Origin of the sequence: Kitasatospora sp. NPDC087314 (assembly GCF_044744365.1) — a bacterium.
Lineage (GTDB): Bacteria > Actinomycetota > Actinomycetes > Streptomycetales > Streptomycetaceae > Kitasatospora.
The window spans coordinates 195,515-210,609 of sequence record NZ_JBIUYE010000005.1 but is presented as its reverse complement, the minus strand read 5'-3'; the positions used below and the strand labels follow the sequence as shown (position 1 = coordinate 210,609).

At 76.5% G+C, this 15,095-nt stretch carries 3 protein-coding genes and 1 pseudogene; 3 read left to right on the top strand and 1 reads right to left on the bottom strand.

All coding sequences use genetic code 11. The features are described from left to right. Positions 1-321: 321 nt before the first annotated feature. Complete coding sequence (locus tag ACIO5E_RS12940) at positions 322-522, bottom strand: hypothetical protein (RefSeq protein WP_280681610.1); 201 nt, start codon at positions 520-522, stop codon at positions 322-324. 408 nt (positions 523-930) lie between these two features. Here ACIO5E_RS12940 and ACIO5E_RS12935 point away from each other — a divergent pair. From ACIO5E_RS12935 to ACIO5E_RS12925, 3 genes and pseudogenes are all read left to right on the top strand, one after another. After that, positions 931-2,202: pseudogene (locus ACIO5E_RS12935) on the top strand (protein kinase); the annotation flags it as partial. 1,215 nt (positions 2,203-3,417) lie between these two features. Further along, on the top strand, positions 3,418-10,428 hold the full coding sequence (locus ACIO5E_RS12930; RefSeq protein ID WP_400666685.1) for an SDR family oxidoreductase: 7,011 nt from the start codon (positions 3,418-3,420) through the stop codon (positions 10,426-10,428). A gap of 8 nt (positions 10,429-10,436) precedes the next feature. Next, positions 10,437-15,080 (top strand): beta-ketoacyl synthase N-terminal-like domain-containing protein, encoded by a 4,644-nt coding sequence (locus tag ACIO5E_RS12925; RefSeq protein ID WP_400666682.1) that lies wholly within the window; start codon positions 10,437-10,439, stop codon positions 15,078-15,080. Positions 15,081-15,095: the final 15 nt, after the last annotated feature.

Sequence of the window (15,095 nt, the reverse complement as noted above, 5' to 3'; positions counted from 1 at the left end):
TGTATCGCGCACAGTAACGGCCGGGGCCGCGATCCGTAAGGGTTGCGGCCCCGGCCGTTTTGGCGTTGCCGCAGCCTCGGGCCGCAGGGCTGTCCGACCGTCAGGACAGACGGTCGGGAGGAGATCGGGAAAAGAGAAGAGCCGCGTACGGTCGCCCTCACCGACGTCCGTACGCGGCGTCTCCGCCTGCCGGGGCGCTCTGCGCACCACTCACGCCCGTCCGCGTGTCACTGCGGCCGCGGCCTCCCCGGCGGCACTGCTCCCCGTCCCCAGGGGACCAGTGCCCGTTCTGTGGCCGACCCCGTCGGGGCCGGCGTGATCTCAGCGTCCGATCAGATCGGCGACGGCCTGAGCCTGGTTCGCCATCTGGTCCCAGCCGCCGAACAGCATCACCAGCAGCACCGCGCACGGCAGGGCCATGGCCAACGCCACGGCCGGGTGCCGGGTGGGCTGCTCCGTCGACCGGGACTGGGTGACGGCCGGCCGACGGCGGCGGGAGGTTCCCGTGAGCTGCGGTGCCATGCCCTTACTCCTGTGATCCGGTCGAGTTGGCGCGGTGGACGGCTTACCTCGGGGGACGAGCTCCCCGTCCACCGCTGAACACAACGCTATTGCTCAGGGGGCCGTCCAGGCGTCATGCCGTCGTACTGTTCCTCGGGCATCCCGGAGTATGACGCTCAGACCCAAGGTGTACTACCGCAGGGGGAGAGAGCCTCGCCCGCACCCCCGGGGGAACCCTGAGGGGCAACCCCGAGAAACGATTCGGCACCCCTATGACCTGCGGGTCAACGCAAGATCCGACAATCGCACGGTCGGTTGAGGCGTTGCGTATCAGCACACCGCAGTGGGCAGTCCGTAAGCTGTGCCAGACAGGAACTGACGATGCCCCACCCGACGGGGCCCCACCCACAGGCTGACGGGGAACGGAACATGGCGATGATGCGGCTGAGGCGTGAGGACCCCCGCATCGTCGGGCCGTACCGCCTGCACCGGCGACTGGGCGCCGGCGGCATGGGTGTGGTCTACCTCGGCTCCGACCGCCGCGGGCAGCGCGTCGCCCTCAAGCTGATCCGCGCCGAACTCGCCGAGGACCAGGAGTTCCGCACCCGCTTCGCCCGGGAGATCGCCGCCGCCTCCCGCATCCGGGGCGGCTGCACCGCCCGCGTCGTCGGCTCCGACATCGAGGCCGACCGCCCCTGGCTCGCCACCGCGTACGTGCCCGGGCCCTCGCTCTACAAGCGGGTCGGCGACGAGGGGCCGCTGAGCTGGCCCGAGGCCGCCCGGATCGGCGCCGCACTCGCCGACGGGCTGGTCAAGGTGCACGAGGCCGGGGTCGTCCACCGCGACCTCAAGCCCTCCAACATCCTGCTGTCGCCCCGGGGCCCGCGCATCATCGACTTCGGCATCGCCTGGTCGCGCGGCGCCAGCACGCTCACCCACGTCGGCACCGCGGTCGGCTCACCCGGCTTCCTCGCGCCCGAGCAGGTGCGCGGAGCCGCCGTCACGCCCGCAACCGACGTCTTCGCCTTCGGGGCCACCCTCGCCTACGCGCTCACCGGGGACACCCCGTTCGGGTCGGGCGCGTCCTCCGAGGTCATGCTCTACCGGGTCGTCCACGAGGAACCCGACCTGTCGGCCGTACCGCCGCAGCTGGCACCGCTCATCCGGGCCTGCCTCGCCAAGGAATCCGCCGAACGGCCCGGCGCGGCCGCCCTGCACGAGCGGCTCAGCGAACTGGCGGCGCGCGGCGCGGCGACGGGAGCCGGCAGCGGCTCGCGCAGTGCACGGCCCGGCCACGGGCGGGCCGCAGCCCAGGCCTCGGCAGGCCCGACGGCCCCGTCCGCCCCCGACGGCGCGCGGCACGGCGTGCCCGCACCCGGACGCTCCCCCGAACCCGCCGCCCCCGCGCGGGCCCGGGCTGCGGCCGCAGCTGCGGCGCGGCACCCGCAGGGGGCCACCGCCCCGCTCCCCCGGCCCGAGGCGACACCGGTGACCCGCCCGCTGCGGGCCCGGCCGCAGACCCCTCCCCCCGGCCGGCCCGGCGCCCATGACCGGGGGCGGCCCCGGGACCGCCAGCACACCCCCGCCCCGGGCGGGCGGCCCGTCGGCGCGCGGCAGCGGCTGCTGCGGCAGCGCCTCATCGTCTTCGTCACCGTGACGGTCGGTGTCGCGCTGGCCATCGCGGCCGCGCAGGGGTGCGAGAACCGCAGCAACCAGGGTCTGCGGCCCTCGGGAGGATCGACCGCCAGTGCGCTGGCCACGGCCGGTGAGCGAGCGCTGACCGGGACCTCGGTGGACGGGACTTCGGTGGACGGGGTCGCCGTGGCCTCCACCGCCGCCCGGCCCCCCGCCGCCGTCCCGTCGCCCGCCGCCACCCAGTCGTCGGTCACGCCGCTCGCGGCGGCCGCGCACGGCGGCCCGGGCGACAGCCCGTTGGCGCCGCCTCAGGGAGCGGGGCCGGTGGTGGACTGGCCCAACCGCAGCTACCCCGACGGGGCCGGCGGGCCCGGCATCGCGCTGCGGGACGGCCGATCGGTCGGGGCCGGCCCGCAGGTCGCCCTCAGCACCGTACTGCCGGCCCGGTACAAGGGCGCCCCGGCAGCGGTCGTCGTGCTGCGGCGGGCGGAAGGCTCGGTGCCCGTCGACCTCGTCCAACTCTTCACCTTCACCGGGGACACCCCGGTCGCCGCCACCTCCCGCACCTCGGCGGCCGACCCGCAGGCGACGGCCGCCTGGCGGCTCGACGGCGGGACGGTCGTGCGGGAGGAGCGGGTCGCCGCGACCGGCGCGGCCACCTCCACCCGCTACACCGTCCGCGCCGACGGCACGCTGGAGGAGTCCTGGCCCGGCGCCTCCACCTCCGGCCCCGCCGCGCCGCCCCCGGCCGCCGCCCCGGCCCCGCCCACCGCCCCGGCAGGCTGAGCGCGGGAAGTCGGCTGATTCGACTTCCCGCGCGTGAACCGGGCCCAGGGCAGGGCGCCCAGCGGCCGCGCGCCCGGCCCGGAGGGTGCGCAGCACGCAGAGGTGGGCCGACTTCCCGTGCGTGGGACGCACGCCGGGTGGTGGGCCCCGGGGAGCGCAGGAAGTCGGGTGGGCTGACTTTCTGATGTCGGTCGTCGACGGACGCCGGTGGAAGGCGGCGATCGGCCCAGCGTGGGGCTCGCGGGCCGGAGCGGCGCCGTGGGGCCGGCGGTCGGGCTGGATCCGGGTTCGAGCGGCTCCCCTCTCCCGATCTGTTGACATGCACTCGCCACGTGGGTTTAACCTGGCGGGCCTTACCACTCAGTAGCCTCGATGTTGGACCGGATCACGGGATGGCGCAATGGTGCCCTCGCGTCCGCGGTGAGGGGTTGCCCGTGGCACCCTTCCGAATTCGCTCATGCCCCGACCTGCACCACGATGCATACCGGAGAGTCCATGAGACCCCATTGCTCACTGACCGACGTCGTCATCGGGATCACCCCGTTCCACCTACCGGACGCCGGGCTCGCCGAAGCCGTCTGCCGTGCGGGCGCACTGGGCGTGCTGGACCTGGGAGTTGGTGATCGGCGGTCGCGCGAGGAGCTCGCCAGGCTGCGGGAGCGGGCCCCGGCCGGGTTCGGTGTCCGGGTGGGCCCCGGCTGCCGGATGGTGCCCGAGGAGCTCCGCTCCGCAGGGGGCGCCGGCCCGCAGGTGGTCGTGCTGGCGGTGGACACGCCCGGCTGGGACATCGCGGCGCTCCGTGCCGAGTACCGCCTGCTGGTGGAGGTGACGGACCTGGCGCAGGCCCTGGCCGCCGTCCGCGCCGGGGTCCACGGGCTGATCGCGCGCGGCTGCGAGAGTGGCGGCCGGGTCGGGGAGTTGAGCACCTTCGTGCTGCTGCAGCAGCTGCTGGCCGCGCCCGGGATCGAGGCACCGGTCTGGGCCTGGGGCGGGATCGGGCCGCGCACGGCGATGGCGGCCGTGGCCGGCGGGGCGGCCGGGGTGGTGCTGGACAGCCAGCTCGCACTGCTGGCGGAGTCGGCGGTGCCGGAGGAGATCGCGGCGGCCGTGCGCGGCATGGACGGTTCCGAGACCGTCGTGGTCGACGGGCGACGCGTGCTGCGCCGCAGCCGGCCGGGCGCGGCCCCGCAGACTGAGCTGACGGTCGGTCAGGACGGCTTCCTGGCCGAACGGTTCGCCGAGCGCTGGGAGACGGTCCCACGCGCGGTGCGGGCCGTACGGGAGGCCGTCCTGGACGGCCTGCGGGCGGCGGCGGAGCCGGGTGCGGCGGCGGACCTGCTCGGGCCCGGGGCGCGGCTGGGCGAGGCGCTGGGCACTCGGCTGCCGGTGGTGCAGGGGCCGATGACCCGGGTCAGTGACCAGCCGGCATTCGCGGCAGCGGTGGCCGCGGCCGGCGCGTTGCCGTGCGTGGCGCTGGCGCTGGCCGGCGCGGAGCAGACCCGCGAGCTGCTCGCCCGGACCGCCGCGACGGTCGACGGACTCCCCTGGGGTGTCGGCGTGTTGGGATTCGCGCCGGAGGAGGTGCGCAGCGCCCAGCTTGCGGAGGTCCTGGTCGCGAGACCCAGCCACGCGGTGATCGCCGGTGGGCGGCCGTCGCAGGCACGGGTGCTGGAGGAGGCGGGCATCAGCACCTTCCTGCACGTACCCTCGCCGGGGTTGCTGAGGCAGTTCCTGGAGGACGGGGCCCGCAAGTTCGTCTTCGAGGGTTCGGAGTGCGGCGGGCATGTCGGGCCGCGGCACAGCTTCCCGCTCTGGGAGGCGCAGTTGGCGGTCCTGGAGGACTTCCTGGCCACCGCGCAGGCCGACCCGCAGGTGGAGGTGCTCTTCGCGGGCGGCGTGCACGACGCGCGCTCCGCGGCGATGGTGGCGGCGATGGCCGCAGCGCTGACGGCCCGGGGGGTCGCCGCGGGGGTGCTGATGGGCACGGCGTACCTGTTCACCGAGGAGGCGGTGGCCTGCGGAGCGGTGCGGCCGCAGTTCCAGCGGCAGGTGCTGGCGGCGCGCGGGACGGAGCTGCTGCAGACGGCGCCGGGGCACGCCACCCGCTGTGTGCCGAGCCCCTTCACGGTGGAGTTCCGCCAGGCACGCGAGCGGTTGCGGGCGGAGGGGGTGCCGGACCGGGAGGCCTGGGAGCAGCTGGAACGGCTGAACGTCGGCCGGCTGCGGATCGCCGCCAAGGGCGTCGACCGGGTGGCGGGGGCGCTGACCGAGGTGGACGAGCAGGGACAGCTGGACCAGGGCATGTTCATGGCCGGACAGGTCGCGGTGCTGCGCTCGGCCACCACGACGCTGGCCGAGCTGCACGCCACGGTGAGCACCGGGGCGGCAGGCTTCCTGGCCGCCCGGGCCGTGGAGCTGACGGAGCGCCTGGGCCTGCTCCCCCTCGCCGAACCGGAGCCGGCGCCCGCGCCGCTGGACATCGCGGTGATCGGCATGGCGGGCATGTTCCCGCAGGCTCCCGACCTGCCCGCGTTCTGGGCGAACGTGGTGGGCGGGGTGGACGCGGTGACCGAGGTGCCGGCCGAGCGCTGGGACCCGGCGCGCTACCACGCGGCGGACGGCGGGCCCGGCACCACGCCGTCCAAGTGGGGCGGCTTCCTGCCGCGGATCCCCTTCGACCCGCTGAGCTACGGCATCCCGCCCACCGCGCTGGGCAGCATCGAGCCGGTGCAGCTGCTGGCGCTGGAGGCGGCGCGCCGGGCGCTGCTGGACGCCGGGTACGACGGCGGCGGAGAGGGCGGCGGCCGGGCCTTCGAGCGCTCGCGGACCAGCGTGGTGTTCGGCGCGGAGGCGGGCAGCGACCTCTCGAACGCCGGGGTGCTGTCGGCGGTGCTGCCCGCCTACCTGGACACGGTCCCGGAGGAGATCGCGCAGCAGCTGCCGAAGCTCACCGAGGACTCGTTCCCCGGCATGCTGGCCAACGTCATCTCCGGGCGGATCGCCAACCGGCTGGACCTGGGCGGCGCCAACTTCACGGTCGACGCGGCGTGCGCCTCCTCGCTGGCGGCGTTGGACGTGGCGTGCCGGGAACTCGTCGCGGGCACCAGCGACCTGGTGCTGTGCGGCGGAGCGGACCTGCACAACGGGATCAACGACTACCTGCTCTTCGCCTCGGTGCACGCGCTCTCGCCGACCGGCAGCTCCCGCCCGTTCGACGCGTCGGCGGACGGGATCGCACTCGGCGAGGGGGTGGGCTGCCTGGTGCTGAAGCGGCTGGCGGACGCGGAGCGCGACGGCGACCGGGTGTACGCGGTGGTGCGGGGTATCGGCAGCGCGAGTGACGGCCGGTCGCTGGGCCTGACGGCTCCCCGGCCCGAGGGGCAGCGGGCAGCGCTGGAGCGCGCCTACCGCAGTGCCGGGATCGGGCCGGCCGAGGTGGGGCTGGTGGAGGCGCACGGCACCGGGACGGTGGTCGGCGACCGTACCGAACTGGCCACGCTGAGCGCGGTCTTCGCGGAGGCGGGTGCGGCGCCGCAGAGTTGCGCGCTGGGGTCGGTGAAGTCGCAGATCGGACACACCAAGTGCGCGGCCGGTCTGGCCGGGCTGATCAAGGCCTCGCTGGCGCTGTACACCGGGATCAAGCCGCCGACGCTGCACCTGACGCAGCCGAACTCGGCGTGGCAGGAGGACGTCAGCCCGTTCGCGTTCCACGCCGAGGCCCGGCCGTGGGTCGCACCGCCCGCCGAACGGGTGGCCGGTGTCAGCGCGTTCGGTTTCGGCGGCACCAACTTCCACGCGGTGCTGCGCGGTTACGACGGACCGCCGCCGGTGCACGGGCTGCAGGAGTGGCCGGCCGAGCTCTTCACCTTCCGGGGCACCGATCGGGCACGGGCGCTGCGCACAGTGGCGGAGCTGCTGCGGCAGGTCGAGGCGGACGGGTCGCCGTGGCGGCTGCGCGACCTGGCACTGGCCGCCGCCGAGCGGGCGGAGTCGGCGGCCGGGCCGGTCCAGGTGGCGGTGGTGGCCTCGGACGTCGCGGAGCTGGCCGCGCTGCTGCGGCGGGCGATGGCGGGGCAGGGCGACCCGGCGGCCGGGCTGCACCTGGCCGAGCCGGACTGCGCGGCACAGGGCGAGGCGACGCAGGGCGAGGTGGCGCAGGGCGAGGCGACGCAGGGCGAGGTGGCGCAGGGCGAGGCGACGCAGGGCGAGGTGGCGCAGGGCGAGGTGGCGCAGGGCGAGGTGGCGCAGGGCGAGGTGGCGTTCCTCTTCCCCGGGCAGGGCAGCCAGCGTCCGGGGATGTTCGCGGAGCTGTTCTCGACGTTCCCCGCAGTGCGGCGGCATCTGCTGCTGGGGCAGGCGTACGCGGACGCGCTGTACCCGCCGATGGCCTTCACACCGCAGGCACGCGAACGGCAGCGTGCCGCGCTGACCGACACCACCGTGGCCCAGCCCACGCTCGGGATGACCGGCCTGGCGGCGTACGAGCTGCTGGGGCTCGCGGGGGTACGTCCGCAACTGGCGGCCGGCCACAGCTACGGCGAACTGGTGGCGCTGTGCGCGGCGGGCGCGCTGGCGGCCGAGGACCTGCCCTCGATCAGCGCGGATCGTGCGCGCGCGATCCTGGACGCGGTCGGCGAGGGCGGCGACCCAGGGTCGATGGCCGCGGTGGCGGCCGGCGCCGAGCAGGTCGAGCAGGTGCTGGTGGCCGCCGGGCTGGCGGGTCGCGTGGTGGCGGCGAACCGCAACTCACCGCGCCAGACGGTCGTCTCCGGTGGGACGCCGGAGATGACCGCCGCGGTGCGACTGCTGGCGGAGGCCGGGTACGGCGCGAAGCGGCTGCCGGTCGCCTGCGCCTTCCACAGCCCGCTGGTCGCGGGCGCGGGCGAGCGGTTCGCCCGGGCGCTGGCCGACCGCACGGTGCGCAGCCCGGAGTTCCCGGTCTGGTCGAACCGCACGGCCGCGCGCTATCCGGTTGATCCCGCCGCGGTGCGTGGCGAGCTAGCCGCGCAGCTCGGCGCCCCGGTGCGCTTCGCGGAGCAGATCGAGGCGATGTACGAGGCGGGCGCCCGGGTGTTCGTCGAGGCCGGCCCCGGGTCGGTGCTGACCCGGCTGGTCTCGGCGGTGCTGGGCGACCGGCCGCACCGGGCGGTCTCGGTGGAGGGGCGGCGCGGCGGCCTGCACGGCTTCCTCGACGCGCTGGCCGAGCTGGCCGTCGCCGGAGTGCCGGTGCGTACCGGCCGGTTGCTGCGCGGCCGTGACGCGGTGGCCGCGGGCCGGACGCGGAGCGCGCGCCGGCCAGGCTGGACGGTGGACGGGCAGCTGGTGCGCACCGCCGCCGGAGAACTTCTGCCCGGTGCGCTGGCACCGGCCCGACCCGTACCTGGAGCCCTCATGACGACGCAGGAACCGCACGCGAACGGTCAGCAGTCCGCTGGGGACGCCCTGGTGTCGGAGTTCCTGCGGAGCAGCCGGGAGATGATCGCGGCTCAGCGGGACGTGCTGCTCACGCATCTCGGCGGGTCGGGCGTCGCGCCGGCCGTCCCGCTGCCGGTCCCGCCGACGCCGTACCCGGTGACGCAGGTCCTGCCGATGCCGGTCAGGGCGGCGGCCCTGCCCGAGCCCGCGGCCGCACCCGCTGCCGTGCCGGTGGCTCAGCCGCAGGACGGGGCGCGGCCCGCCCTCGGTGAGGCCGATGTCCTGCGCACGGTGGTCGAGGTGATCAGCGAGCGCACCGGCTACCCGGCCGACATGATCGAACCCGACCTGGACCTCGAAGCCGACCTCAGCATCGACTCGATCAAGCGCACCGAGATCATCGGCCAACTCGCCCGCCGGCTGGCCGCGGGCCCGGGCGGCGAGCTCGTCACGCTCGGCGACGAGGGGCTGGAGCAGCTCTCCGGCGCCCGCACCGCCGCCGCCATCACCCGCTGGCTGACCGACCGGCTGGACGGGGCCGCTCCCGAGCGCAGGCCGGCCCCGGAGCCGACGGTGGCAGCAGGGTCGGCGGCGGAGCTGCCCGAGCCGTCGGACGTCGTCGGTGACGAGCCCGCCCGCCTGGAGTTCGCCGCCGTGCCGCTGGCCGGGCCCGCCCTGGCACCGCAGTCGCTGGCCGGCCGGCGCTTCGCCGTGCTGGGCTCGGACGGCGGCGCGGTCGCCGAGGCCCTGGCGGCGCGGCTCGCCGCGGCCGGCGCGCAGCTGCTGGCCCTGGACGCCGGGCACGAACTGTCCACGGCGGACGGCCCGGTGGACGGTGTGCTGCTGCTGGACCCGCTCCGCGAGGACGGTGCGCCGGTGCTGCCGGGCTTTGTGCCCGCGCTCCAGAGCGCCTTGGCCGGTGCTCCCCGCTGGCTGCTCGGCGCCCGCACCGCGGCACCGGCCGGCCGCGGTCGGACGGACGGACTGCGCGGGCTGTTCCGCACCTTGAGTCGCGAGTACCCGCAGACCACCGCCCGGCTGGTCGAGTTCGGCATCGGGGTCGGTCCGGCGCAGGTGGCGGACGCGCTGGTCGGCGAGCTGCTGGCCGAGGACCGCGAGCCGGTGGTGCTGCACGGGCCGGACGGGCGCCAGGGCCTGGCGCTGGTGGAGCGCGGCCTGGGAGTGCTGGGCAGTACCGGGGCAGGGCCGGCCGGCGACGGAGTGGCGGAGGCCGCCGCGCTGGGTCTGGACCGCGACGCGGTGGTGCTGCTGGTCGGCGGGGCGCGCGGCATCACCGCGCGGTTCGCCGCGGCCCTCGCGGCGGCCTCGCGCTGCCGCCTGGAACTGCTGGGCCGCACCGCACCGCCGGAGGGCGTCGAGGCCCCGGCGGTGGCCGCCGCCCGGGACCGGTCGGCGCTGCGGGCCGTGCTCGCCCGGCAGGGTGTGCCGCTGGCCGACGTCGACCGCACCGCCGCCGGGCTGCTGGCCGGCCGCGAGGTCGCGGCGACGCTCGACGAGCTGTCCGCGCTGGGCTCGACGGCTCGCTACCAGGTCGTGGACGCGGCCGATCCGGCGGCCCTGCGGCAGGCGGTCAAGGAGGTGTACGCGGAACACGGCCGGCTGGACGGCGTCGTCTTCGCCGCGGGCGTGATCGAGGACAAGGTGCTCGCCGAGAAGGCCCCGGAGTCGTTCCGGCGGGTCTTCGCCACCAAGGCGGACGGCGCGCGGGCCCTGCTCGACGCGCTGGCCGAGCTGCCGGCCGGGCCGCGCTTCACGGTGCTCTTCGGCAGCATCGCCGCCGCCCTGGGCAACCGCGGGCAGGCCGACTACGCGGCGGCCAACGACGCGCTGGAGGAGCTGGGCACCCGCTGGTCGGACCGCACCGGACGCCGGGCGCTGACCGTCCACTGGGGCCCGTGGGCACCGTCCGGCCCGCACGGCGGCATGGTCTCGCCGGAGCTGGCCCGGGACTACGCCCGCCGGGGCGTGCGGCTGATCGACCCGGGTGCGGGCACGCTGGCGCTGCTGCGCGAGCTGGCCTGGGGCGAGGAGTCGGTCCGGTCCGTGGTCTACACCGCCTCGGGCTGGTGAGGGGAGCGGTGACAGGCACTCAACTGCCGCCGGTGGCCGTGGTGGGCATGGCGGTGCTGCTGCCCGGCGCGCCGGACCTCGCGACGTACTGGCAGAACCTGGTGGGCGGTGTCGATGCGATCACCGACGTCCCCGAGGGCCGCTGGGACGCGGACTACTACGACCCGGCGGCGGCAGCCGGACCGGCCGCGCCGGACCGGCTGTACTGCCGGCGCGGCGGCTTCGTGGACCAACTGGCCGAGGTGCGCCCGACCCGGTTCGGCATCATGCCGAACTCGGTGCCCGGCACCGAGCCCGACCAGTTGATCGCGCTGCACGTCGCCGCCGCCGCCATCGCCGACGCGGGCGGCCCGGAGCGGCTGCCCGATCGCGACCGGGTCGGCGTGGTGCTGGGCCGGGGCGGCTACCTGACGCCGGGCCTGGTCCGGCTCGACCAGCGGGTCCGCGGTGCCCACCAGCTGGTGCGCACCCTCGGCGAGCTGCTGCCCGAGCTGACCGCCGACCAACTCGACCGGGTGCGGGTCGCGTTCACCGACCGGCTCGGCCCGGACCGGCCGGAGTCGGCGATCGGCCTGGTGCCCAACCTCGCGGCCTCCCGGCTGGCCAACCGGCTCGACCTGCGCGGCCCCGCGTACACGGTGGACGCCGCCTGCGCGTCGTCGCTGGTCGCGGTGGACCAGGCGGTCGGCGAGCTGGCGGGCGGGCGCTGCGACCTGGTGCTGGCGGGCGGCGTGCACCACTGCCACGACATCACGCTGTGGAGCGTGTTCGCGCAGCTGCGGGCGCTCTCCCGGAGCCAGCGGATCCGCCCGTTCCACCGGGGCGCCGACGGGCTGCTGATCGGCGAGGGCACCGGCGTGGTGGTGCTCAAGCGGCTCGCCGACGCGCAGCGCGACGGCGACCGGGTGTACGCGGTGATCCGCGGCACCGGCGTGGCGAGCGACGGCCGGACCGCAGGGCCGGCCACCCCCGACCCGGGTGGCCAGAGCCGGGCGGTGCGGGCGGCCTGGCGGGCGGCCGGACTCGACCCGGCGGCCGGCGGCGCGCTCGGCCTGCTGGAGGCCCACGGCACCGCGACCCCGGCCGGGGACGCGGCCGAACTCGCCACGCTGGCCGAGGTTTTCGGCCCTGCGGTGGCGGGTGAGGAGCGGGCGGTGCTCGGCTCCGTGAAGTCGATGATCGGCCACACCATGCCGGCCGCCGGCGTCGCCGGACTGGTCAAGGCGGCGCTGGCCGTGCACCACGCGGTCCTGCTGCCCACCCTGCACTGCGACGAACCGCACCCCGCGCTGGCCCGCACCCGGTTCCGGACCGTCGACACCGCGCAGCCCTGGGAGAGTGCCGACGGCACGCCCCGGCGCGCCGGGGTGAACGCCTTCGGCTTCGGCGGGATCAACGCCCACGTGGTGCTGGAGCAGGCCCCGGGCCCGGCCCGGGTAGGCGCGACGGCCGCGCGGCCCACCGCGGTCGTGGCCGAACCCGAGCGGGTGCTGCGGCTCGCCGCCGACGGACCCGAGCAGCTCGCGGAGCTGCTCGCGGCCGACGACCGCACGCTGCTCGCCGCCGGACTGCCCGAGCAGGGCGGCCCCGCGCCGCGCTGCCGGGTGGCGATCGCCGACCCGACCGGAAAGCGGCTGGCGCTGGCTCGCCGCGCGGTCGCCAACGGGCGGCCCTGGCGCGGGCGCAGCGACGTCTGGTTCGCGCCCGAGCCGCTGCTCGCCGCCGACCGGGGCGGCCGGGCGGGCCGGGTGGCGTTCCTCTTCCCGGGCCTGGAGGCCGAGTTCGCCCCGCGGGTGGACGACGTCGCCGACCACTTCGGCCTGCCCCGCCCCGTCCTGACGGGCGGCGTGGGCGACATCGGGCGGCACGGCGTCGGGGTCTTCGCCGTCGGCCGGCTGCTCGACGCGGCCCTGCGCAGGATCGGCGTGCGGCCGGACGCCGTGGCCGGGCACAGCGTCGGCGAGTGGACGGCGATGGCCGCCGGCGGCCTCTACTCCGGCGCCTCGGTGGACGCCTTCCTGGAGGCGTTCGACCCCGACACGCTCCGCGTCCCGGGGCTCGCCTTCGCCGCGCTCGGCGCCCCGGTCGCCCGGGTGCTCGACGCGCTGGCGACGGTGGACGGCATGTCGCAGGTCGTGCTGTCGCACGACAACGCGCCGCAGCAGTCGATCGTCTGCGGTCCGGAGCGGCCCGTCGCCGAGCTGGTGCGCTGGTTCCGCACGCACGGCGTGCTGGGCCAGGTGCTGCCGTTCCGGTCCGGCTTCCACACGCCGATGCTGGCCCCGTACCTGGCGCCGATCCAGCGGGCGGCCGAGGGATTCGAACTCCACCGGCCGACCGTGCCCGTCTGGTCCGGCACGACGGCCGCGCCCTTCCCGGCCGCCGAGGCCGAGGTGCGCGCCCTGTTCCTCCGTCACCTGGTGCAGCCGGTGCGGTTCCGTCCGCTGGTCGAAGCCCTGTACGCGGCCGGCTTCCGGACGTTCGTCCAGCTGGGCGGCGGGCAGCTCGCCTCGCTGGTGGGCGACACGCTGGGCGACCGGGAGCACCTGGCGGTCGCGGCGAACTCCCCGCACCGCGACGGGATGGCCCAGCTGCGCCGGGTCGCCGCCGCGCTCTGGGCGGACGGCGCCGAACCGGACACGGACGCGCTGCTGCCGGCGGATGCCCGCGCCGCGGTGGCCGGCGCCGGGGTGGTGGAACGGGCGCACCCGGCGGTACGGCTGGACCTCGGCGGCGCGCTCGTCTCGCTGGACGCGGCCGCGCTCGGCGGGCTCCGCGCCGAACTGGTCGCCGGCGCGCGGAAGTCGGGCCCGCCCGCTGCGCCGCCGCACCGGCCGGGCCCGGGCGGTGCGGACCTCGCCGCGCTGGCCGACCGCTTCCCGGTGGCGGCCGAACTCGACGCGCTGCTGCGCGACACCGAGCGGGCCGCAGTCGAACTGCTCGGCGCGGGGCGGCCGGTGAGCGAACCGCCGCAGCCGGTGAGCGATCGGCCGCAGCCGCTGACCGACCGGACGCCGTCCGTGCGCACCAGCAGCGTGCACATCTCGTGCGACGCCATGCCCTACCTGCGCGACCACTGCTTCTTCCGGCAGCGCCCCGACTGGCCCGACCTGGCGGACCGCTGGCCCGTCGTCCCGGCCACCACGATCGTGCAGCACCTGGTGGACGCCGCCGAGCGGGCCGAGCCCGGCCGAGTGGCCGGCGGCGTGCGGGAGATGCGGTTCGGGCAGTGGGTACCGGCCGCGACACCGATGGACGTGCCACTCACCCTGCGGGAGGCCGGCCCGGGCCGGTACACCGCGTCGTTCGGCGAATACGCGCGCGGCACGGTCGAACTGACGGATCGCCATGATCCACCGCCGGCCCCCTGGCCGGTGGACCCGGACAGCGAGCGCACCCCGGAGCTGACGGCCGCCGGGCTGTACGAGGAGCGGTGGATGTTCCACGGCCCGGCGTTCCAGGGGCTGACCGAGCTGACCGCGCTCGGCGAGCGGCACGTACGCGGCGTGATCACCGCGCCGCCCGCCCCCGGCGCGCTGCTGGACAACGTCGGCCAGCTGCTCGGCTACTGGATCATGGCCACCCGCACCGATCGCACCGTCGTCTTCCCCGTCGGCCTGCGAGAGCTCCGCTTCCACGGACGGCCGCCGCGGCCCGGCACCGAGCTCCACTGCCACATCCGGATCACCGAACTCACCGACACCACCCTCGAAGCCGACGTGCAGCTGCGGTCGGGCGGCACGGTCTGGGCCCAGGTGCGCGGCTGGCAGGACCGCCGCTTCGACAGCCACCCCGAGGCCCGCCCGGTCGAGCGGTTCGTCGAGCGCAACACCCTCTCGACGCCGCAGCGCGGCGGCTGGGTGCTGCTGCACGAGCGCTGGCCCGACCTCGCCTCCCGCGACCTGATCATGCGCAACCACCTGGGTGCCGCCGAACGGGCCCGGTACGAACAACAGCCGCCGCGCGGCCGCCGGGCGTGGCTGCTGGGGCGGATCGCGGTGAAGGACGCGGTGCGGCGGTGGCTGTGGGAGCAGGGCGAGGGTCCGGTGTTCCCCGCCGAGATCGAGGTGCGCGACGACCCGGGCGGCCGGCCCCTGGTGGTCGGGCTGCACGGCCGACAGGTCCCCGAACTCGACGTCTGCCTCGCGCATCGGGACGGGGTGGCGGTGGCCCTCGTCCGACCGCCCGGGGCCGCCGGCGGGACGGGCACGGGCATCGGCCTGGAGGAGGTGGCGGACCGTCCGGTCCAGCCGCCGCCGGTCGCGCCAGGTCCGGCGGAGCCGGCTCTGCTGGCGGCCTGCCGCGCGGCCCACGGCGGCACCGAAGCGCTCTGGTCCGCCCGCCTCAGGGCCGCGAAGGAGGCGGTGGCCAAGGCCGAGGGCACCGGATCGCGGGGTCGGCCACGCGACGTCACGGTGGTCCGCGCCGATCCGACCGCCCTGCTGGTCATGGTCGCCGGACCCGGCGGCCCCCGTGCCCACCGGGTGCGCTGCACGCTGGTCGGCAGCCCGCCCGGCCTCCCGGACCGCCGCTACGTCGTGGCCTGGACCACGGACGACGCCGAGAGCCGACACACCGAGAACCGCACCACCGAGAACGACCTCGTGGTGAACCACCTTGCCGAGACGCACGAAGGGGCAGTGACCAAGTGACCGTCAGCGAGCAGA